General features: G+C 73.7%; 20 protein-coding genes. 16 read left to right on the top strand and 4 right to left on the bottom strand.

All coding sequences use genetic code 11. From position 1 onward, the window contains the following. Positions 1 to 25: 25 nt before the first annotated feature. From alr to tsaD, 6 genes are all read left to right on the top strand, one after another. Entirely contained in the window at positions 26 to 1,171 is a 1,146-nt protein-coding gene (gene alr, locus HBO46_RS17065) for an alanine racemase (RefSeq protein WP_166133817.1), read from the top strand. Continuing rightward, a complete protein-coding gene (locus HBO46_RS17060) occupies positions 1,162 to 2,211 on the top strand; it encodes an alpha/beta fold hydrolase (RefSeq protein WP_166133815.1) in 1,050 nt (349 codons plus the stop codon). Before alr ends, HBO46_RS17060 begins: the two co-directional genes overlap by 10 nt. Next, the gene (gene tsaE / locus HBO46_RS17055; RefSeq protein WP_166133813.1) at positions 2,208 to 3,128 is read left to right on the top strand and encodes a tRNA (adenosine(37)-N6)-threonylcarbamoyltransferase complex ATPase subunit type 1 TsaE; all 921 of its coding nucleotides are present in this window, start codon (positions 2,208 to 2,210) and stop codon (positions 3,126 to 3,128) included. Before HBO46_RS17060 ends, tsaE begins: the two co-directional genes overlap by 4 nt. Before the next feature lie 71 nt (positions 3,129 to 3,199). Beyond that, positions 3,200 to 3,832, top strand: coding sequence for a tRNA (adenosine(37)-N6)-threonylcarbamoyltransferase complex dimerization subunit type 1 TsaB (tsaB, locus tag HBO46_RS17050; protein WP_166133811.1), 633 nt, complete (start codon positions 3,200 to 3,202; stop codon positions 3,830 to 3,832). After that, positions 3,829 to 4,284, top strand: coding sequence for a GNAT family N-acetyltransferase (locus HBO46_RS17045; protein ID WP_166133809.1), 456 nt, complete (start codon positions 3,829 to 3,831; stop codon positions 4,282 to 4,284). Before tsaB ends, HBO46_RS17045 begins: the two co-directional genes overlap by 4 nt. Then, positions 4,281 to 5,336, top strand: coding sequence for a tRNA (adenosine(37)-N6)-threonylcarbamoyltransferase complex transferase subunit TsaD (gene tsaD / locus HBO46_RS17040; RefSeq protein ID WP_166133807.1), 1,056 nt, complete (start codon positions 4,281 to 4,283; stop codon positions 5,334 to 5,336). Before HBO46_RS17045 ends, tsaD begins: the two co-directional genes overlap by 4 nt. A 9-nt stretch (positions 5,337 to 5,345) precedes the next feature. Here tsaD and HBO46_RS17035 read toward each other — a convergent pair whose 3' ends face one another. Both HBO46_RS17035 and HBO46_RS17030 read right to left on the bottom strand, forming a co-directional pair. Continuing rightward, positions 5,346 to 6,509 (bottom strand): hypothetical protein, encoded by a 1,164-nt coding sequence (locus tag HBO46_RS17035; RefSeq protein WP_166133805.1) that lies wholly within the window; start codon positions 6,507 to 6,509, stop codon positions 5,346 to 5,348. Beyond that, the gene (locus HBO46_RS17030; protein WP_224769197.1) at positions 6,506 to 7,072 is read right to left on the bottom strand and encodes a SigE family RNA polymerase sigma factor; all 567 of its coding nucleotides are present in this window, start codon (positions 7,070 to 7,072) and stop codon (positions 6,506 to 6,508) included. The genes HBO46_RS17035 and HBO46_RS17030 overlap by 4 nt, the downstream gene beginning before the upstream one ends. A 119-nt stretch (positions 7,073 to 7,191) precedes the next feature. Here HBO46_RS17030 and HBO46_RS17025 point away from each other — a divergent pair, with 119 nt between their 5' ends. From HBO46_RS17025 to HBO46_RS17015, 3 genes are all read left to right on the top strand, one after another. Beyond that, positions 7,192 to 8,295 (top strand): S-(hydroxymethyl)mycothiol dehydrogenase, encoded by a 1,104-nt coding sequence (locus tag HBO46_RS17025; protein WP_166133803.1) that lies wholly within the window; start codon positions 7,192 to 7,194, stop codon positions 8,293 to 8,295. Beyond that, positions 8,292 to 8,921, top strand: coding sequence for an MBL fold metallo-hydrolase (locus HBO46_RS17020; protein ID WP_166133801.1), 630 nt, complete (start codon positions 8,292 to 8,294; stop codon positions 8,919 to 8,921). Before HBO46_RS17025 ends, HBO46_RS17020 begins: the two co-directional genes overlap by 4 nt. A gap of 180 nt (positions 8,922 to 9,101) precedes the next feature. Then, positions 9,102 to 9,686, top strand: a complete 585-nt coding sequence (locus HBO46_RS17015; RefSeq protein WP_166133799.1) for a hypothetical protein — start codon at positions 9,102 to 9,104, stop codon at positions 9,684 to 9,686. 19 nt (positions 9,687 to 9,705) lie between these two features. On the opposite strand, the gene HBO46_RS17010 is transcribed toward HBO46_RS17015, so the two are convergent. Continuing rightward, positions 9,706 to 10,875, bottom strand: coding sequence for a class I SAM-dependent methyltransferase (locus HBO46_RS17010; RefSeq protein WP_166133797.1), 1,170 nt, complete (start codon positions 10,873 to 10,875; stop codon positions 9,706 to 9,708). 246 nt (positions 10,876 to 11,121) lie between these two features. On the opposite strand from HBO46_RS17010, the gene groES reads away from it, so the two are divergent. Both groES and groL read left to right on the top strand, forming a co-directional pair. Then, positions 11,122 to 11,418, top strand: coding sequence for a co-chaperone GroES (gene groES, locus HBO46_RS17005; protein WP_153325862.1), 297 nt, complete (start codon positions 11,122 to 11,124; stop codon positions 11,416 to 11,418). Between the two features lie 91 nt (positions 11,419 to 11,509). Then, on the top strand, positions 11,510 to 13,144 hold the full coding sequence (groL, locus tag HBO46_RS17000; protein ID WP_166133795.1) for a chaperonin GroEL: 1,635 nt from the start codon (positions 11,510 to 11,512) through the stop codon (positions 13,142 to 13,144). Between the two features lie 72 nt (positions 13,145 to 13,216). Here groL and HBO46_RS16995 read toward each other — a convergent pair whose 3' ends face one another. Continuing rightward, positions 13,217 to 14,770 carry an ArnT family glycosyltransferase gene (locus HBO46_RS16995; RefSeq protein ID WP_166133793.1) on the bottom strand — a complete coding sequence of 518 codons (1,554 nt, stop codon included), beginning with the start codon at positions 14,768 to 14,770 and terminating at the stop codon, positions 13,217 to 13,219. A gap of 112 nt (positions 14,771 to 14,882) precedes the next feature. Here HBO46_RS16995 and HBO46_RS16990 point away from each other — a divergent pair, with 112 nt between their 5' ends. From HBO46_RS16990 to HBO46_RS16970, 5 genes are all read left to right on the top strand, one after another. Further along, the gene (locus HBO46_RS16990) at positions 14,883 to 15,779 is read left to right on the top strand and encodes a GNAT family N-acetyltransferase (RefSeq protein ID WP_166133791.1); all 897 of its coding nucleotides are present in this window, start codon (positions 14,883 to 14,885) and stop codon (positions 15,777 to 15,779) included. 29 nt (positions 15,780 to 15,808) lie between these two features. After that, positions 15,809 to 17,311, top strand: coding sequence for an IMP dehydrogenase (guaB, locus tag HBO46_RS16985; RefSeq protein WP_166133789.1), 1,503 nt, complete (start codon positions 15,809 to 15,811; stop codon positions 17,309 to 17,311). A gap of 34 nt (positions 17,312 to 17,345) precedes the next feature. Next, positions 17,346 to 18,452 (top strand): GuaB3 family IMP dehydrogenase-related protein, encoded by a 1,107-nt coding sequence (locus HBO46_RS16980; protein WP_166133787.1) that lies wholly within the window; start codon positions 17,346 to 17,348, stop codon positions 18,450 to 18,452. Next, the gene (locus tag HBO46_RS16975; protein WP_166133785.1) at positions 18,449 to 19,240 is read left to right on the top strand and encodes a carbon-nitrogen hydrolase family protein; all 792 of its coding nucleotides are present in this window, start codon (positions 18,449 to 18,451) and stop codon (positions 19,238 to 19,240) included. The genes HBO46_RS16980 and HBO46_RS16975 overlap by 4 nt, the downstream gene beginning before the upstream one ends. 155 nt (positions 19,241 to 19,395) lie before the next feature. Next, entirely contained in the window at positions 19,396 to 21,108 is a 1,713-nt protein-coding gene (locus tag HBO46_RS16970) for a glycerol-3-phosphate dehydrogenase/oxidase (protein ID WP_166133783.1), read from the top strand. The last annotated feature ends 61 nt before the right edge of the window (positions 21,109 to 21,169 follow it).

Genomic DNA, 21,169 nt, shown 5'->3' with positions numbered 1-21,169 from the left:
GAGTCGGGATGGGACAATCGGTCCCATGACCGCCGCGCGAGCCGAGATCGTCGTCGACCTCGCGGCCGTGAGGCACAACGTCAGACGCCTGCGCGAGCTCGTCGGCGACCAGGTGCAGATGATGACCGTGGTCAAGGCCGACGGCTACGGCCACGGCATGGTCGAGGTCGCCCGCGCGGCCCGCGAGGCCGGTGCGGACTGGCTCGGGGTGGCCACCCTCGAGGAGGCGCTCGCCCTGCGGGAGTCCGGCGACGTGGGCCGGGTGCTGTGCTGGCTGGCCGCGCCGGGGGAGAACTACGCCCCGGTGATCGGCGCCGACGTCGACGTGACGGCCCACTCGGTCGCCCAGCTCGAGGAGATCGCCGCCGCCGTGGCCGCGGCCGGCGTCCCCGCGCGCGTGCAGCTCAAGATCGACACCGGCCTGTCGCGTGGCGGTGCCACCCAGGCCGACTGGCCGGGCGTCGTGGAGCGTGCGCGCCGCGGCGAGGAGGACGGGCTGTGGCGCGTCACCGGGATCTGGTCGCACTTCTCCTCCAGCGACGAGCCCGACGACCCCGCCAACGCCGCGCAGGAGGACGTGCTGCGCTGGGCGGTGAAGGTCGCCGAGCAGGCCGGCCTGCGCCCCGACGTGCGCCACATCGCGAACTCCGCGGCGGCCGTGCTGCGGCCCTCCTCGCGCTTCGACCTGGTGCGCTGCGGGCTGGCCTCCTACGGCCTGGACCCCGCGCCCGGCCACCTCCCGGACCTGGGCCTGGTGCCCGCGATGACCGTGCGGGCCAGCCTGCTGCTGGTCAAGGACATCGCCGAGGGCGACGCGGTCTCCTACGGCCGGACCTGGATCGCCCCGGCCGCCACCACGCTCGGGCTGGTCCCGGGCGGGTACGGCGACGGGGTGCCGCGGCACGCCAGCAGCCGCGCCGAGGTGTGGATCGAGGGCCGGCGCCGCCCGGTGCGCGGCCGCATCTGCATGGACCAGTTCGTGGTCGACCTCGAGGGGGACCGTCCCGAGGCGGGCGCGGAGGTCGTGCTGTTCGGCCCCGGGCTCGACGGTGCGCCGACCGCCCAGGACTGGGCCGAGGCCGCCGACACCATCAGCTACGAGGTCGTCACCCGGATCGGTGGCCGCCTGAGCCGTCGGCACGTCGACACCGAGGAGCGCCGGTGGGGCTGAGGAAGCGGATCCTCGGCGCCGGTGCCGGTGCGGCCAGCCTGGCGCTCGCCGGGACGGCGTACGGCGTCGCGCGGCAGCGCAAGCGGCTGGACCGGCGCGCGGGCGAGGACGTCGAGTTCGGCACCCTGCGCTCGGACCCCCTGACCGTCGTCGCCGACGACGGGGTCCCGCTCCACGTCGAGATCGACGAGCCCGGGCCGGACGCCCTGCCGCTCACGGTGGTGCTCGTCCACGGCTACGCCCTCAACCTGGACTGCTGGCACTTCCAGCGTGCCGCGCTGCGCGGTCGGGTGCGCACGGTGCTCTACGACCAGCGCTCGCACGGCCGCTCGGGGCGCTCGTCGCGGGAGAACGCCACCATCGACCAGCTCGGCGTGGACCTGCGCCGGGTGATCGAGGAGGTCGTCCCCGACGGGCCGGTGCTGCTGGTCGGCCACTCGATGGGCGGCATGAGCGTGGTCGCGTTCGCCGAGCAGTACCCGCAGCTCTTCCACGACCGGGTCGCCGGCGCCGCGCTGATCTCCACCACCGCCGGCGGGCTCGACGTGGGCCGGCTGCTGCTGCCGGTGGTCCCGGCCAAGATCGGGCTGCCCCTCGCGCGCGGCACCGTGGCCACCCTGGCCCGCCGCGCCGGCACCGTCGACGGCCTGCGCCGCGCCGGGCGCTCGCTGGCCACCGTCGCCACCGACCTGTTCGCCTTCGGCGACCAGGTGCCGCCCTCCTACGTCGAGTTCGTCGACCGGATGCTGTCGGAGACGCCGTTCGAGGTGGTCGCCGGGTTCTTCCCGAGCTTCGGTGCCCTGGACAAGTTCCACGCCGTCGACGTGCTCTCCGACGTGCCGTCCCTGATCATGTGCGGCACCGCCGACCGGGTCACCTCGATCGGGCACAGCCGCAAGCTGGACTCGCGCATCCGCAACTCGCGCCTCGTCGAGCTGGAGGGCGCCGGGCACATGGTGATCCTCGAGCGCCACGAGCAGGTCAACACCGAGCTGGACCGCCTCATCGAGGCCGTCCTGGAGCAGGAAGGGACGCGATGAGCGTCGAGGTCCAGCGGGTCGGGCCGGAGGCGGCCGCCGAGGTGCTCGAGGTGGTCCGGGCGGCGTTCGACGCCCGTCCGCCCCTCGACCCGCCCGCGGACGCGCTCGCCGAGACCGAGGAGTCGATGGCCGGGATGCTCAGCCGCTACGGCGGCCTGCTCGCCCGCCTCGACGGCCGCCCGGTTGGCGCGCTCGTGCTGGACCCCGTCGGCAGCACGATGTACCTGCGGCGCTTCGGCGTACATCCCGACGCCCAGGGGCACGGCATCGCCCGCCAGCTCATCGACGCCGTGGTCGACGCCGCCGAGGGGTACGACGACGCGACGGTCGTCGCCCGCGAGGAGCTGCCGCGCACGCTGCGCTTCTGGGAGCGCCAGGGGTTCCGCGAGATCGCCCGCAGCTCGCCGCTGGTGGAGATGCGCCGGCCGCTGCGCACCTGCGTCTTCGACGTCCTGGACGGCGACGCGATGCAGGCGCTGGGGCGCTCGCTGGCCGGCCAGCTGCAGCCGGGCGACCTGATCGTGCTCTCCGGCGAGCTCGGCGCCGGCAAGACCACCCTCACCCAGGGCATCGGCGCCGGCCTGCACGTGCGCGGCGACGTCACCTCGCCGACGTTCGTGATCGCCCGGGTGCACCCGTCCCTGGTCGAGGGCCCGGACCTCGTGCACGTCGACGCCTACCGGCTCGGCGGCATCGAGGAGCTCGACGACCTCGACCTCGACACCGACCTGGACCACGCGGTCACGGTGGTGGAGTGGGGCGAGGGGCTCGCCGAGGGGCTCACCGAGTCGCGCCTGGAGATCCGCATCGTGCGCAGCACCGCCACCGACCCCGACGACGAGCTCGACCCGCGCCGGGTGGAGATCACCCCGGTCGGGCCGCGCTGGCACGCGCTGTCGTTCCGCGGGCTGGGCTGAGCCGACCGGTCCTCGGGCAACCACAAACCCCGACTCGGGGGAGGGGGTGGGCCCCGGGTTAGCCTCGGGTCGTGCTGCTGGCCTTCGACACCGCGACCCCCCAGGTGAGCCTCGCCCTGCACGACGGCTCGGACGTGGTCGTGGAGCTGACCTCCGAGCGGCCGATGAAGCACGGCGAGCAGCTCGCGCCGCTCATCGCCGCCGGCCTGGAGCGCGCGGGCATCACCCGCCACGACCTCACCGCCCTCGCGGTGGGCGTCGGCCCCGGCCCGTTCACCGGCCTGCGCGTCGGGCTGGTCACCGCCCGCACCCTGGCCATGGTCCTCGAGATCCCCGTGTACGGCGTGTGCTCGCTCGACGTGCTGGCCCTCGAGGCCGCCCCGACGCTCGGCACGCCGTTCCTGGTGGCGACCGACGCGCGCCGCAAGGAGGTCTACCTGGCCTCCTACGACGCCGACGGCACCCGGGTCGAGGGCCCCGTGGTCGAGAAGCCGGCGCTGGTCGCCAGCGACCTCCCGGTCGTCGGCGAGGGCGGCGCGCTCTACCCCGAGGCGTTCCCGCACGCCGGCGGCCCGCTGCGCCCCAGCGCCGGCTGGCTGGCCCGCGCGGTGGCCGAGGAGCTCGCCGAGCTGCTCGACCCCGAGCCGCTCTACCTGCGCCGCCCCGACGCCGAGACGCCGGGCGCGCGCAAGCAGGTCTCGTGATCCGCGAGGCGACCCTCGCCGACCTCGACGCGGTGGCCGACCTCGAGGTCGACAACCTCGGCGCGGACGCCTGGTCGCCCGGCCTGATCGAGCAGGCGATCACCGACGAGCACGCCTCGCTGCACGTGTGGGTCGCCGAGGACGAGGCCGGCGCCGTCGTCGGTCACGCCGTCGCGGCCGTCGTCGACGTGACCGAGCTCCAGCGCATCTCGGTCGCGGCCACCCACCGGCGCACCGGCGTCGCCACCGCCCTGCTCGCGGAGGTGCTGCGCACCGCCGAGCGCGCCGGTGTCGAGCGGGTGGTGCTGGAGGTCCGCGAGGACAACGCCGGCGCACTGGCCTTCTACCTCGCCCACGGCTTCACCGAGCTGGCCCGCCGACGCGCCTACTACCGCGACGGCACCACCGCGATCGTGCTCGCGCGTGAGCTGATGGGGACAATGGCCCCGTGAGCACCAGCAGCGAACCGCTCGTCCTCGGCATCGAGACCTCTTGCGATGAGACCGGCGTCGGCATCGTGCGCGGGCACACCCTGCTCGCCGACGCGGTCGCGAGCAGCGTCGAGGAGCACGCCCGCTTCGGCGGCGTCGTGCCCGAGGTCGCCAGCCGCGCCCACCTCGAGGCGATGGTGCCGACCATCGAGCGGGCCTGCGAGACCGCCGGGATCCGGCTCAGCGACGTCGACGCGATCGCGGTCACCAGCGGCCCCGGCCTCGCCGGCGCGCTGCTCGTGGGCGTCGCCTCCGCCAAGGCCCTCTCGCTCGGCCTCGGCAAGCCGCTGTACGGCGTGAACCACCTCGCCTCCCACGTCGCCGTGGACCAGCTCGAGCACGGCCCGCTGCCGGAGCCGTGCATCGCGATGCTGGTCAGCGGCGGGCACTCCAGCCTGCTGCGCGTCGAGGACGTCACCCGCGGCGTGCAGCCGATGGGCCAGACGATCGACGACGCGGCGGGGGAGGCCTTCGACAAGGTCGCACGCCGCCTCGGGCTGCCGTTCCCCGGCGGCCCGCACATCGACCGGGTCGCCCGCGAGGAGGGCCAGGTCGTCATCGACTTCCCGCGCGGGCTCACCTCGCGCCGCGACCTCGAGCGGCACCGCTTCGACTTCTCCTTCTCCGGGCTCAAGACGGCCGTGGCCCGCTGGGTCGAGGCCCGCGAGCGCTCCGGGGAGCCGGTGCCGGTCGCCGACGTGGCCGCCAGCTTCCAGGAGGCGGTCTGCGACGTGCTCGTCCGCAAGGCCCTGGACGCCGCCTCGAGCGAGGGCATCGAGGACCTGCTGATCGGCGGCGGCGTCGCGGCCAACTCCCGCCTGCGGGCCCTCGCCGAGGAGCGCGCCGAGCGGCTCGGCATCCGGGTGCGGGTCCCGCGCCCGGGGCTGTGCACCGACAACGGCGCGATGGTGGCCGCCCTCGGCGCGGAGATGGTCGCCCGCGGCCGCACCCCGTCCTCCCTCGACCTGCCCGCCGACTCCAGCCTCCCGGTCACCGAGGTGCTCGCGGGCTGAGCCCGGCGCCTACTCCGAGAGCAGGTACGCCGTGCCCAGCTCCGGGTTCGGCCCGGCGACCGGTCCCGCGATGAGCTCCTCCTTGGCCGGCCCCTCCAGCGGCAGCCGGGAGAGCCGCCAGTCCTGCCCGTCGTACGACGTGCGCACGACGAGCAGGCCACCGGAGTCGGCCCACCCGACCCGGCTGAGCGCCTCCTGCGGCGCCGGCACCACCGAGCGGACCTCCCGCAGGTCGAGGTCGAGCGCCACGGCCTCCCCGACCATGTTGTTGTCGCCCCGCCAACCCAGCACGTGGGCGCCGTCGGGGGAGAACTCGAGGTTGGAGGTGTCGCAGCTGCGTGCGGTGACCCGGTCCGCGGCGGGGTCGTAGAGCACGGCACACCCGAACTGCTCGTCCGGGCCCGGCACGAGCACGCCGGCCCACAGACGCCCGTCCGGGCTCACGTCGGTGACCTCCATAGGATGGCCGCCGCCCACGAGCGAGGGACGCTCCAGCGCGAGGCGGGTGTTGGTCACGCTGCGGTCGTCGGGGCCGGCGAGCACCTCGCAGCCCCCGTCGGCGCACCCCGTGCCCAGCACCGCGTCGACCCTCGTGCCCGCGACGCCGCCCGGGACCGAGGTGAAGCCGACCGCGACGAACGCGACCGGACGCTCCTGCCCGGCCTCCAGCACCTGCGGCGTCCCCTCGTCGTCGACCCACGCCACGGTGTCGTCGCCCTGGCCCATCGTGAGGTCGTTGAGGGCGACGGGGTACTCCGCCTGCACCGTGCCGTCCGGCTCGACCACGGTCACCACCCGCGCCCCCGTCGCCATGACCACGACGCGCCCGTCGGTGAGCACCCCGACCTCGCTCACCTGCGAGGCGTCCAGGGGGAGCGTGACGGTGGTGCCGTCGGGGTGGCGCAGCGTGTCGCCCGCGAGCACCGCGTCGCCGGTGCGGGGCGAGGTCGCCGGGTCGACCGCCCGGTCGCCGCCCTGCCCGGTCAGCCCGAGCGGCACCAGGACCGCCGCGGCCACGGCCGCCACCGCCAGCGCACCGGCGGCGCGACGCCGACGGCGTACGGCGCCCGCGCGGGCCTGCACGTCGGCCAGCGTGAGCCGGCCGGGAGGCAGCCGGTCGGCACGCCGGTCGAGCTCGGCGCCGAGCTCTGCGAGCAGCTGCTCGTCGTTCATCGCTCCTCCTCGCCGGCCCGGGGATCGAGCTCGTGGGGTGTGCGCTCGCGCAGGGCGGCGAGGGCACGGCTGGTCTGGGACTTCACGGTCCCGACCGAGATGCCGAGCACGTCGGCGGTCTCCGCCTCCGTGAGCTGTTCGTAGTAGCGCAGCACGACCACCGCGCGTGCCCGGCGCGGCAGGGTCTGGACGACCGCCCACAGGGCCGCGCCGCTGCCGTCGTCGTACTCGTCGAGCCGGGCAGCCTCGGGCACCCGCTCGGCCGGGTGCTCGCGCCGCTTCCATCCGCGGCGCCACAGCGAGTTGTTCTCGTTGACGATGATCCGGCGCACGTAGGCGTCGAGGGCGCCCCGGTCGCGGACCCGGTCCCACGACAGGTAGAGCTTGGCCAGCGCGTTCTGCAGCACGTCCTCGGCCTGGTCGGGGTCGCCGGTGAGCAGGTACGCCGTGCGCAGCAGCGCCTGCTGGCGCGCGGCGAGGTACTGGCTGAACTCGGCGTGCCGCGTCTCGGGGCCGGGGTCCGCGGCCCCGGCGCCGGGCGAGCCTCGTTGCATCACGCGCATGTCCTCCCCTTCCTGGTCTCCCCCCAGACGCAGCCGGTGTCGAAATGGTTGCAGCGCCTGCGGGGGCGTCGGGGCCGTTCCGTACGGTTGGTCCACACCGATCTAGCAGGAGGAAACGCATGCAGCAGGTGAAGGCCGTCGTCGCTCTGGCCAAGGGGGCCCCCGTCGAGGTGGTCACCATCAACGTCCCCGACCCGGGCCCGGGCGAGGCCGTCGTGAAGGTGCAGGCCTGCGGGGTGTGCCACACCGACCTGCACTACCGCGAGGGCGGGATCAACGACGAGTTCCCCTTCCTGCTGGGCCACGAGGCCGCGGGCGTCGTGGAGGCCGTCGGCCCGGACGTCACCGAGGTCGCCCCGGGCGACTTCGTGGTGCTCAACTGGCGCGCGGTGTGCGGGGAGTGCCGGGCCTGCAAGCGCGGCGACCTGCAGTACTGCTTCAACACCCACAACGCCACCCAGAGGATGACCCTGGAGGACGGCACCGAGCTGAGCCCGGCGCTGGGCATCGGTGCGTTCGCCGAGAAGACGCTGGTCGCCGCCGGTCAGTGCACCAAGGTCGACGAGGACGCGCGTCCGGCGGCCGTCGGCCTGCTCGGCTGCGGCGTGATGGCCGGCATCGGCGCCGCGATCAACACCGGCGCGGTGACCCGCGGCAAGTCGGTGGCGGTCATCGGCTGCGGCGGCGTCGGCGTGGCCGCGATCGCCGGCTCCGCGCTCGCCGGCGCGAGCCCGATCATCGCCGTCGACATCGACGCCGCCAAGCTCGAGAAGGCCCGTGAGCTGGGCGCCACCCACACCGTGGACTCCTCGAAGGTCGACCCGGTCGAGGAGATCAAGCGGATCTGCGCGCAGACCTACGAGGGCGCCGAGGGCGCCGACGTGGTGATCGAGGCCGTGGGGCGCCCGGAGACCTGGAAGCAGGCGTTCTACGCCCGTGACCTCGCCGGCACCGTCGTCCTGGTCGGCGTCCCCACGCCGGACATGCAGGTGCCCGAGCTCCCGCTGATCGACGTGTTCGGCCGCGGCGGCGCGCTCAAGTCCAGCTGGTACGGCGACTGCCTGCCCTCGCGCGACTTCCCCATGCTGGTCGACCTCTACCGCCAGGGCCGCCTCGACCTCGACGCGTTCGTGACCGAGGAGATCGGCATCGGCGACATCGAGGCCGCCTTCGAGAAGATGCACCACGGCGAGGTGCTGCGCAGCGTGGTGGTCCTCCCGTGACCGCCCGCGTCGACCATGCCGTCTCCAGCGGCACCTTCAGCCTCGACGGGCAGACCTTCGACGTCGACAACAACATCTGGGTGATCGGCGACGACCGCGAGTGCGTGGTCATCGACGCCCCGCACTCGGTCGAGGACATCCTGGCCGTCGTCGGCGACCGCACCGTCAAGGCGATCGTGTGCACCCACGCCCACGACGACCACGTCCGGGTGGCTCCGGCCCTGCGCGAGCGGGTGGGTGCGCCGATCATGCTGCACCCCGCCGACCGGCCGGTCTGGGAGCTCACCCACGGCGGGCCCGACGACGTCGACGCCCAGCTGTGGGACCTCGACCTCGCCGACGGCACGACCATCGAGGTCGGCGGCACCACGCTGCGGGTGCTGCACACGCCGGGTCACGCGCCCGGCGCGGTGTGCCTGTACGCCGAGGAGCTGGGTGCCGTGTTCACCGGCGACACCCTCTTCCAGGGCGGTCCCGGCGCGACCGGGCGCTCGTTCTCCGACGCCGACGTGATCGTCTCCTCGATCCGCGAGCGGCTCTTCGCGCTGCCCGACGAGACGGTCGTGCACACCGGTCACGGCGACGACACCACCATCGGTGCCGAGAAGGCCGCGCTCGGCTCCTGAGCACCGCTCACCCCGCGGGTGGGTCGGTCGACGCCGGCTCACCCTGCCGGGTGAGGTGCGTCCGATGGCGGGGGACACGCCCGGGTTCCCCGCGGGGTCCTCGCGCAACGCGGGCCGGCTTTGTAGCGTGCCGCGGACGGGGGCGGCCCTCGCCCCGGAACGCTACGCGAAGGAGCGCCCATGCGCACCGTGCTCGACAAGCTCATCTCCTGGACCGGACTGGCGCTCGCCGTCGTCCTGCTGGCTGCCGGAGGACTGCTCACCTGGGCGAACGTCTTCATCGACGACCAGGTGGAGCAGCAGCTGACCATGCAGGACATCACGATGCCCGAGGGGCCGGCGCTGGAGAGCCTGTCCGCGGAGGACCGTGACGCGCTCGAGGAGTACGCCGGCACGCCGCTGGACAGTGGCCCGAAGGCCAAGGCCTTCGCCGACCACTACATCCTCGCCCACATGAACGCCTCCAGCGACGGGCGCAGCTACGAGGCGGTCAGCGGGGAGTACAACGCGATGACCGACGAGGAGAAGGCCTCCGAGGCCGGCCAGGCGATGGCCGGGCTGCGCGAGAGCCTGTTCATGGGCAGCACCCTGCGCGGCCTGCTGCTCTACGGCTACGCCTTCGCCACGATCGGCACCATCGCCGGCTACGCCGCGATCGCCGCGTTCGCCGGTGCCGCGGTGATGCTGGTGCTCGCCGCGCTCGGCTTCGTGCACGCCCGCCGGACCCGTACGACGGAGTCGGCCCCGGTGGCAGCCACCGTCTGACCCGCGCCGGTGGGTCCGCTCAGAGTGGACGCACCAGCAGTGCCGTGCCCGCGCCGGCGACCCTCGTCATCACCAGGGTCGCCGGCGTGTCGCCGTCCAGGGCCAGCCGCTTGCGCAGCTGCTCGGGCACGACGTCCACGCCGCGCTTCTTGATGGTCAGGGTGCCGATGCCGCGGGCCCGCAGCGCGGCGCGCAGCGGCTTCTCGCGGTAGGGCAGCTCCTCGAGCACCTCGTACGAGCGCGCGTACGGCGTGGGGGAGGCGTCCGGCGAGGTCACGTAGGCGATGTGCTCGTCGATCAGGGTGCCGCCGGTGAGCGCGGCGACCGCCGTCACCAGCCCGGCGCGCACGACGGCGCCGTCGGGCTCGTGGAGGTAGCGCTGCACCGGGCCGACGCCGACCGCGGCGGCGCCGGGGTCCTCCTCGTCGGTCAGGGTCGCCAGGCCGTGCTCGGCGATGACGGTCGCGCGACGCGCCACGGTCGCCAGCCGGCCCGACCACAGGGCGGCCTCCTTGACCTCGCCGTGGTCGCTCACCCACTCGGCCTCGACGCCGGCCGGGACCAGGGCGTGCGGGATGCCCGGGGCGACCTTCACGCAGGAGTCGCGCGCCAGCAGCCGCTCGACGAAGGACCACGGCGGGGTCCAGTCGTCGACGTCGAAGGAGCGGCCCCGCGCGCTGCGGCGCGCCGGGTCGGCGTACGCCACGTCGAACGGCGCGGTGTCGAGGGTGGTCGCGTCGGCGACCATCGCGGCGCCCTCCAGGCCGAGCGCGGCCAGGTTGGCGCGGGCGACCTCGACGCGCAGCGGGTCCAGGTCCACCCCGGCGGCGGTCATCCCGGCGCGCGCGGAGGCGAGCAGGTCGCCGCCGATGCCGCACCCGAGGTCGATCACGGTGCGGGCGCCGAACGCCGTGAGGCGCGCCGCCCGGTGCGCGGCCACCGGGGCGCGGGTGGCCTGCTCGAGCCCGTCCGGGGTGAAGTACATGCGGGCCGCGTCGGCGCCGAACTTCGCGACCGCGCGGCGTCGTAGGACCGCCTGGGTGACCGCGGCGGCGGCGTGCTCGGGGGCGGCGAGGCGGCGCAGCGGCGTCTGGGCGCGGAGCGGGTCGAGGTCGGCGAGCTCCTCGGCGCGGGCCAGCAGTCGCTGCCCCTCGTCGGTGAGCAGCCAGCGGAAGGCGTCGAGGTCCACGCCGCGATCCTGTCAGGTCGACGCCGGGCGCCACGCACCTGGCACCGGTGCGATCGGGAGGACGAACGACGGGGTTGCTCTGGCACTCAGTCGAGGAGAGTGCTAGTTTTCTGACTGGCACTCTCCTTTGGAGTGTGCCAGCGCCTGACAAGACCGGTGCGACACCCGCGACGGCGTACCGCGTCCACAGGCACCCCACGTGCATCACACATCGCTACGAAGTGCCAGAAAGTGGAGGTCGACATCGTGTCGGTCAGCATCAAGCCCCTCGAGGACCGGATCGTCGTCAAGCCGCTCGAAGCGGAGCAGACCACGGCCTCTGGCCTGGTCATCCCGGACACCGCCAAGGAGAAGCCCCAGGAGGGCGAGGTCGTGGCGATCGGTCCCGGCCGCTTCAACGAGGACGGCGACGAGCGCATCCCCATGGACATCGCCGTGGGTGACAAGGTCATCTACAGCAAGTACGGCGGCACCGAGGTCAAGTACTCCGGCCAGGAGTTCCTGATCCTCTCGGCCCGCGACGTGCTCGCGATCGTTTCCTGATCCTCTCGATGGTCCGGCACGTCCCGGCCGGCCCGTCCGGGCCGGCCGACGTGCCGGACCTTCGTTCTTTCCGCCTTTCCTGAGGAGAGCAATGCCCAAGATCCTGGAGTTCGACGAGCACGCCCGTCGCTCGCTCGAGCGCGGCGTCGACGCGCTCGCCAACGCCGTCAAGGTGACCCTCGGCCCCAAGGGCCGCTACGTCGTCCTGGACAAGAAGTGGGGCGCCCCGACCATCACGAACGACGGCGTCTCCGTCGCCCGTGAGATCGAGCTGGACGACCCGTTCGAGAACCTCGGTGCCCAGCTCGCCAAGGAGGTGGCCACCAAGACCAACGACATCGCCGGTGACGGCACGACCACCGCCACGGTGCTCGCCCAGGCGATGGTCCACGAGGGTCTGCGCGCCGTCGCGGCCGGCGCCAACCCGATGGGTGTCAAGCGCGGCATGGACGCCGCCGGCGAGGCCGTCAGCAAGGCACTGCTCGAGGCCGCCCGCGAGGTCGACTCCAAGGAGGACATGGCCTCGGTCGCCACGATCTCCAGCCGCGACGCCCACATCGGCTCGCTGCTCGCCGAGGCCTTCGACAAGGTCGGCAAGGACGGTGTCATCACCGTCGAGGAGTCCAACACCATGGGCACCGAGCTGGAGTTCACCGAGGGCATGCAGTTCGACAAGGGCTACATCTCGGCGTACTTCGTGACCGACCAGGAGCGCATGGAGGCCGTCCTCGACGACCCCTACATCCTCCTGCACCAGGGCAAGATCTCGGCGATCACCGAGCTGCTGCCGCTGCTGGAGAAGGTCATCCAGGCCGGCAAGCCGCTGTTCATCATCGCCGAGGACGTCGACGGCGAGGCGCTGTCGACCCTGGTGGTCAACAAGATCCGCGGCATCTTCAACGCCGTCGCGGTCAAGGCCCCCGCCTTCGGTGACCGCCGCAAGGCCATGCTCGAGGACATCGCGGTCCTGACCGGCGGTCAGGTCGTCGCCCCGGAGATCGGCCTCAAGCTCGACCAGGTCGGCCTCGAGGTCCTCGGCCAGGCGCGTCGCGTGGTCATCACCAAGGACGACACCACGATCGTCGAGGGCGCCGGCGAGGCCGCTGCCGTCGAGGGCCGCGTCGCCCAGATCAAGGCCGAGATCGAGGCCACGGACTCCGACTGGGACCGTGAGAAGCTCCAGGAGCGTCTCGCGAAGCTCGCCGGTGGCGTGTGCGTGATCAAGGTCGGCGCCGCCACCGAGGTGGAGCTGAAGGAGAAGAAGCACCGCATCGAGGACGCCGTCTCCGCGACGCGTGCCGCGATCGAGGAGGGCATCGTCGCCGGTGGCGGCTCCGCCCTCATCCACGCGGTGTCCGTGCTCGACGACAACCTCGGCCTCACCGGCGACGAGGCGGTCGGCGTGCGCGTGGTCCGCAACTCCGCGGTCGAGCCGCTGCGCTGGATCGCCGAGAACGGTGGCGAGAACGGCTACGTCGTGACCACCAAGGTCCGCGAGGGCTTCGAGGCCAACGGCTTCACCTTCGGCTTCAACGCCGCGACCGGCGAGTACGGCGACCTGGTCGCCCAGGGCGTCCTCGACCCGGTCAAGGTCACCCGCTCGGCGCTCGTCAACGCGACCTCGATCGCCGCGATGCTGCTGACGACCGAGACCCTGGTCGTCGAGAAGCCTGCTGAGGAGGAGGAGCCCGCGGCCGGCGGTCACGGGCACGGTCACGGCCACTGAGCCCACCGCTCCACACGCACGACGGCGCCGATCCCCGCGAGGGGGCCGGCGCCGTCGGCGTACCGGGGGGTCTCAGCAGTCCGGCTGCGCCGGCGGCCGCTCCACGTCGCGCCGGCGCCAGATCGTCGCCTCGCCGTCGCGGCAGGTGATCTCCTCGGGGACGTAGCGCTCCTCGACGTCGCGGCGCAGCAGCTCGCCGGCCTCGAGGTCCCACGAGGTGAACGGGAACCACTCGACCAGCCAGGTCGGGGCGTCGGGGCCGGTGACGAGCGCCCGCAGGTCGGCGAGGTCGGGATCCAGGGTGCGCATCGGCAGGCTCCACAGGTGCTCGTACGGCGAGTCCAGCCCGCTGCTCAGCTGCAGGTCCGCGCGGCCGCCGAACACCGTCAGGGTGTCGCCCCGCTCGGCCACGTCGCCGATCGCGGTGCCGGTCCGCGCCTGGTCGATCTCCTGGTTGCCGGCGAGGTTGTGGACCGTCCAGACGCACAGCGACACCGCGCAGGACAGCGCCGCGAGCACGATGACCGCGCGCACCACGCGTCCGGGCCCCGAGCGACGCCGTGACAGCAGCGCCGCGGCCAAGGCTGCGGACGGCACCAGGGCGAAGAGGTAGTCGGGCCAGAAGCTGCCGCCGAGCACCATCCCGAACGCGTCGTAGACGAGCATGGCGGCGACCGCCGCCGCCAGCGGGGCGTCCTCGCGCAGCTCGCTGCGCAGGTGGGCCACGAAGCCGCCCAGCACCAGCAGCAGCCCCGTGCACAGGGCGACCACCACGAGGGTGACCGCGCGCTCGTCGGCGGCCTTCGAGGTGTGCGAGGCCAGCACGGCCGACGCGTCGGCGCGGAAGCCGTAGATCGCGTACCACAGGGTGCTCGGTCGTACGCCGGCCACGGCTGCCCAGGCGAGCGTCGCGGCGACCGGCACGGCCGCCCCGGCAAGACCGGCGCCGGCGAGGCGCAGGAACGTCCGCCCCTCGATGCGGCGGGTGATCAGCGCGACCAGCAGCAGGGTGCCGGCGAAGACGAGGCCGCCGAGCAGGCTCTGCTTGAAGCCGACCGCGACCATGGCGCTCGTCCCGGCCAGGGCGGCCAACGGCACCGAGCGGTCGCGCAGCGCCACGACGGCGAGCAGGCAGGCGGCCATCACGAAGGGCAGGCCGAGCAGCTCGCCCTTGACCGCGACCAGGTTGATCAGCGGGCTGGAGGTGATCGCGGCGACGCAGATCGCCGTCCACGGCGCGGCGCCGTCCCCGGCGACGACCCGGGCCGTGCGCGCGGCCAGCAGCACCAGGACGGTGCACGCGAGCGCACCGATCACCCGGATGAACAGGGGACCGCCGATCGCGTCGGACAGCTTGAAGACCGAGATCAGCAGGGGCGGTCGGTCCACGAAGTAGTGGCCGTAGATGCTGTCGGCCTCGGGCGCCCAGCTGCGGGCGACGAGGGTGAAGCCGGCCTCGTCGGGCCGGATCGGGCGGCCCACGCCGGGCAGGCGCAGGACGAACGCCGCGAGCGCGGCCAGCGGGACCGTCCACCGCGACTCCACCGCGCGGGTGATGCCCTGTGCCGCCCGGGGCACGGGGCCGGGCCGGGTCCCGGTGGTGGTCTGGGCGAGCCGCTGGGTCACGACCCACACCTTGGCAGGTCCGTCCCATGGGCGCAGGTCCGCCCTGCGGGCCGTTGCCTCCCCGAAACCTCTGCGACCCCGTTGCGCAACCCGTCCGGGTGAGGGTGGCGCCATGCTGTGGAGAGTCCGGACCCGCCTGCCCGACCGTCCCGGGGCGCTGGCCGCGCTCGCCCGTGCCTGCGGGGACGCCGAGGTGAACATCCTCAGCCTCCAGATCTTCCCCGACCTCGGCAGCGTCACCGACGAGCTGGTGCTCCGCACCCCGCAGGGCTGGAGCCCCGCCCACGTCGCCGCGCTGATCGAGGAGGCGGGCGGCGCGATGCTGAGCTGCTCGGCGTGCGGGGAGGCCGCCCTGGTGGACCAGCCGACCCGCTACGTGCAGGCGGCGCGGACGGTGCTGGCCGAGCCCGCGTCGTTCCCCGAGGTGATGGCCCGGCTCTTCGACGCCGAGGCGGAGCCGGTCGGCGGGGACACCCGGCCCCGGGACCTGCTGGAGGTGCGGGTCGGCGAGGTCCAGGTGCAGCTGCGGCGTACCGCGCCGTTCACCGCGACCGAGCACGCCCGGGCCGCGTCGATGGCCGAGCTGGTCAGCGACGTGCTCCAGCGCACCGGGACGTGGGGGAGGGCGCAGGGTGCCCCGGGGCGGCGCTCCGGCGGCCGCGGGCCCCGGTACGTCGTGCAGGCCGACGCGGTCTCCGCGGTCCGTGACGGGCTGGTGGTGGGGCTCGCGACCCTCGGGCCGGCAGCGCCGGAGGAGCCCGACACCCGGATGGTGGCCCTGCGCGTGGACCCGGCCTGGCAGCGGTGCGGCATCGGCACCCGGTTGCTGGTCGAGGCCGCCCGGCTGGCCCGCACCCACGGCGCCTCGGCGATCGTGCTCACGACCCGCTCGGACAACCGCGCGGTGCTGCCCATGGTGCTGGCCGCGGGGCTGCGGGGGCGGATCCGGATGACCTCCGACGTGATCATGGTGCGGGTGCCCGTCCGCGACCTCACGCCGCTCGGGTGATCGCGGGCAGGGCGTCCTAGACTGGCACGGTGGAGCTCCCCGACAAGTTCGCGAACCTCGGCCTGACCTACGACGACGTCCTGCTGCTGCCGGGTCACTCCGACCTGGCGCCCTCGGACATCGACACCACCACGCGGTTGACCCGCGAGATCTCGTTGAAGGTCCCACTGGTGAGCGCGGCGATGGACACCGTGACCGAGTCGCGGATGGCGATCGCGATGGCCCGCCAGGGCGGTCTCGGCGTGCTGCACCGCAACCTCTCGATCCAGGACCAGGCCTACCAGGTCGACCTGGTCAAGCGCACCCAGACCGGCATCATCACCAACCCGGTCACGATCGGGCCCGACGCGACCCTGGAGCAGCTCGACCAGCTCGCGGGGGAGTACCGCATCTCCGGGTTCCCGGTCGTCGACGCCGACCAGCGCCTGCTCGGCATGATCACGAACCGCGACCTGCGCTTCACCCCGGTCGCGGAGTGGGCCGGCACCAAGGTCGCCGAGGTGATGACCCCGATGCCGCTGATCACCGGTCCGGTGGGGATCAGCCGTGACGACGCCACCCTCCTGCTGCGTCAGCACAAGCGCGAGCGGCTCCCGCTCGTCGACGACCAGGGCCGCCTCGCGGGCCTGATCACCGTCAAGGACTTCGTGAAGTCCGAGCAGTTCCCCAAGGCGAGCAACGACGCCCAGGGCCGGCTGATGGTCGGCGCGGCGATCGGCTACTTCGGCGACGCCTGGGAGCGCGCGACCACGCTGGTCGAGGCGGGTGTCGACGTGCTCGTCGCCGACACCGCGCACGGCAACGTGCGGTTGCTGCTGGAGATGGTCCAGCGCCTCAAGAACGACCCCGCGACCCGCCACGTGCAGGTGATCGGCGGCAACGTCGCGACCCGCGAGGGCGCGCAGGCCTTCGTCGACGCCGGCGCGGATGCCGTCAAGGTCGGCGTCGGGCCCGGCTCGATCTGCACCACTCGCGTCGTCACGGGCGTCGGCGTCCCGCAGATCACCGCCGTCTACGAGGCCTCGCTTGCCGCCAAGCCGGCCGGCGTCCCGGTGATCGCCGACGGCGGCATGAAGTACTCCGGCGAGATCGCCAAGGCGCTCGTGGCCGGCGCCGACGCCGTGATGCTGGGCTCGCTGCTCGCCGGGTGCGAGGAGTCCCCGGGCGAGCTGGTCTTCGTCAACGGCAAGCAGTTCAAGGCCTACCGCGGCATGGGCTCCCTCGGGGCGATGTCCAGCCGCGGCAAGAAGTCCTACTCCAAGGACCGCTACTTCCAGGCCGAGGTCACCAGCGACGACCAGATCGTGCCCGAGGGCATCGAGGGACAGGTCGCCTACCGTGGCCCCCTCTCGGCGGTCGCCCACCAGCTGCTCGGCGGCCTCACCCAGTCGATGTTCTACGTCGGCGCCCGCACGGTCCCCGAGCTGCAGGAGAAGGGCCGGTTCGTGCGGATCACCCAGGCCTCGCTCACCGAGAGCCACCCTCACGGCGTGCAGATGACCGTCGAGGCCCCCAACTACTCCGGCCGCTGACCCACTCCGAGCCTCGAGCCAGACAGGATCCACCGTGACCGAGATCGAGATCGGCCGTGCCAAGCGCGGCCGCCGCGCCTACGCCTTCGACGACATCGCCATCGTCCCCTCGCGCCGCACCCGCGACCCCGAGGAGGTGAGCGTCGCCTGGCAGATCGACGCCTACCGCTTCGAGATCCCGGTGCTGGGCGCGCCCATGGACTCGGTGATGTCGCCGGCCACGGCGATCGCCTTCGGCCACCACGGCGGGCTCGGCGTGCTCAACCTCGAGGGGCTGTGGACCCGCTACGAGGACCCCGAGCCGCTGCTGGAGGAGGTCTCGCGCCTGCAGGGCACCGAGGCGACGCGGCGCATGCAGGAGATCTACCAGGAGCCGGTCAAGGCCGAGCTGATCACCGCGCGGCTGCGCGAGGTCCGGGAGGCCGGGGTCACCGTCGCCGGCTCGCTCTCGCCGCAGCGGACCAAGGAGTTCGCCAAGGCGGTCGTCGACGCGGGCGTCGACATGTTCGTCATCCGCGGCACCACCGTCAGCGCCGAGCACGTCTCCAGCCAGGCCGAGCCGCTGAACCTCAAGGACTTCATCTACGAGCTCGACGTCCCGGTCATCGTCGGCGGCTGCGCGACCCACCAGGCCGCGCTGCACCTGATGCGCACGGGCGCAGCCGGCGTGCTCGTCGGCTTCGGCGGCGGCGCCGCCCACACGACGCGCACCGTGCTCGGCATCGCGGTGCCGATGGCCTCCGCCGTCGCCGACGTCGCCGCGGCCCGCCGCGACTACCTCGACGAGTCGGGCGGGCGCTACGTCCACGTCATCGCCGACGGCTCGATCGGCACCTCCGGCGACCTCGCCAAGGCGATCGCCTGCGGCGCCGACGCGGTCATGGTCGGCTCGCCGCTGGCGCGGGCCACCGACGCGCCCGGTCGCGGGTTCCACTGGGGCACCGAGGCCCACCACGCCGAGCTGCCGCGCGGCCAGCGCGTCGGCTTCGAGCCGGTCGGCACGATGGAGGAGATCCTGTTCGGTCCCTCCCGGGTCGCCGACGGCACCATGAACCTCGTCGGTGCGCTGCGCCGCTCGATGGCCACCACCGGCTACACCGAGCTCAAGGAGTTCCAGCGCGTCGAGGTCGTCCTCGGGTGATCGTCGCGGCGGGCCAGGAGGTCGCCGTCGCCGGTGACCTCCCGGCCAACGCCGCCACGGCCGCGCGGCTCACCGCGCAGGCCGGCGCCGCCGGTGCCCGCCTGCTGGTGCTGCCGGAGGCGTTCCTGACCGGCTACGACGAGGCTGTCTTCGCCGGGCCGCTGCCCGACGAGGCCGACCTCGCAGGCCCGCTGCTCGACGGGCTGCGGGCCGCCGCGGCCGCCGCCAGCACCACGGTGGTGCTGGGCACCGCCCTCCAGCGCGGGACCCGGCGCACGCTGAGCAGCGTGGTGGTGCGCCCCGACGGGCACACGCTGGCGGCGTACGACAAGCAGCACCTCTCGGGCTACGAGAACGACCACTTCACGCCCGGCGACCACGGCGCCTCGCTCACCGTCGACGGCTGGGAGCTGGGACTGTCGATCTGCTACGACGGCTGCTTCCCCGAGCACGCCCGCGCCGCGGCCGACGACGGCGCGCTCGGCTACCTCAACAGCGCGGCGTACTTCCCCGGCGGGGAGCACCGGCGCGACACCTACTACCCGGCTCGGGCCCTCGACAACGGGTTCTTCGTGGTCTTCGCCGGGCTCACCGGCACCTGCGGCCGGGAGTCGTTCATCGGCGGCTCGGCGGTCTACGACCCCGAGGGCCGACCGCTCGCCCGCCTCGGCACCGAGCCCGGCCTCGCCGTCGCGACGCTCTCGCGCGACCTCGTCGCCGCCACCCGCGCCGCCCACCCCATGCACCGCGACCACCGCCCCGGGCTCGGCACCCGCGTCCGCGTCTGAGGTCGAGTCGAGACCTCTGACCGGTCGAGTCGAGACTTCGTGCTCGCGCGCCACCACGAGGGCCGACTCGCGCAACCATTGGCGCCGACTCGCGCAACAGAGCCGACTCGGGGTGGGTGGGCGACCAGCGACCAGCGGCCGGGGAGACTGGGGGCATGAGTCGCCCGATCGCCCTCAGTCCCGGGTCCCGCACCGCCGCACTGGAGACGATGGGATCCGCCGAGCTCGACGTGCTGGTCGTCGGGGGCGGGGTGGTCGGCACCGGCGCCGCGCTCGACGCGGTGACCCGCGGCCTGTCCGTGGGCCTGGTCGAGCAGCGCGACCTCGCCTCGGGCACCTCCAGCCGGTCCAGCAAGCTGGTCCACGGCGGGCTGCGCTACCTGGAGATGCTCGACTTCGCCCTGGTCCGCGAGGCGCTCGCCGAGCGCAGCCTGCTGCTCACCCGCCTCGCCCCGCACCTGGTGCGGCCGGTCGCCTTCCTCTACCCGCTGCACCACGCGTGGGAGCGCCCCTACGTCGGCGCCGGCGTCGCGCTGTACGACGCGATGGCGATGTCCGGGCGCCGCGACATGGGCGTGCCCAAGCACAAGCACCTGTTCCGCAAGCAGGTCGCGCGGATGGCGCCGGACCTGCGGACCGAGGACCTGCACGGCGCGATCCGCTACTACGACTGCCAGGTCGACGACGCCCGCCTGGTGATGACGCTGGCGCGCACCGCCGCGGCCAACGGCGCCCACGTGGCGACCCGCACCCAGGTCACCGGCTTCCTGCGCGAGGGCGAGCGGGTGGTCGGGGTGAGCGCGCGCGACCTCGAGAACGGCATCGACCTCGAGATCCGCGCCCGCACCGTGATCAACGCGGCGGGCGTGTGGACCGACCAGGTGCAGGAGCTGCTCGGCGGCGACGCCCGGCTCGACGTCGACGCCTCCAAGGGGGTGCACCTCGTGGTGCCGCGCGACCGGATCCGCTCGGAGTGCGGCTTCATCACCAAGACCGAGAAGTCGGTGCTGTTCGTGATCCCGTGGGGGCTGTACTGGATCATCGGCACCACCGACACCGCCTGGGACCTCGACCTCGCGCACCCCGCCGCCAGCCGCGCCGACATCGACTACCTGCTGGCCCACGTCAACACCCTGCTCAAGGACCCGCTCGACCACGAGGACGTCGTCGGCGTGTACGCCGGCCTGCGCCCGCTGCTCAAGCCGGTGGCCCGGGCGGGCGACCTGGGCGAGACCACCAAGCTCTCCCGCGAGCACACCGTCGCCGAGCCGGTGCCCGGGCTGGTCCTGGTCGCGGGCGGCAAGCTCACGACGTACCGCGTGATGGCGAAGGACGCCGTCGACCACGCCCTGCGCGAGGACGCGAGGGTGCCGGACAGCATCACCGAGCGGGTGCCGCTGGCCGGGGCCACGGGCTACGAGGCGCGGACCAACCAGCGGGTGGCGCTCTCGCGGGCCGCAGGCATCGAGATCGGCCGGATCGACCACCTGCTGGGCCGCTACGGCGGCCTGGTCGACGAGCTGCTCGACCTGATCGGCGCCCGCCCGGAGCTGGCCGAGCCGCTGGCCGGGGCGCCGCACTACCTCGCGGCCGAGGTCGTCTACGCGGTGACCCACGAGGGCGCGCGGCACCTCGACGACGTGCTGACCCGGCGCACCCGGATCTCGATCGAGACCTTCGACCGGGGGGTCGAGGCCGCCCGCCCGGCGGCGCTCCTGATGGCCGGGGAGCTCGGCTGGGACGCCGCGAGCGTCGAGCGCGAGGTCGACCACTACCTGCGTCGCGTCGAGGCCGAGCGGCGCAGCCAGCTGATGGCGACCGACCAGGAGGCCGACGAGGCGCGGGTGCAGGTGGCCGACATCGTGTGACGGCCCCGTTGGTCTCTTGGCGAGACCGTTGACAACTAGAACGTGTTCCATCGATGCTGGC

Origin of the sequence: Nocardioides ochotonae (genome assembly GCF_011420305.2) — a bacterium.
Lineage (GTDB): Bacteria > Actinomycetota > Actinomycetes > Propionibacteriales > Nocardioidaceae > Nocardioides > Nocardioides ochotonae.
The sequence above is the reverse complement of the archived record's forward strand: the minus strand, read 5'-3'. Positions and strand labels throughout refer to the sequence as shown.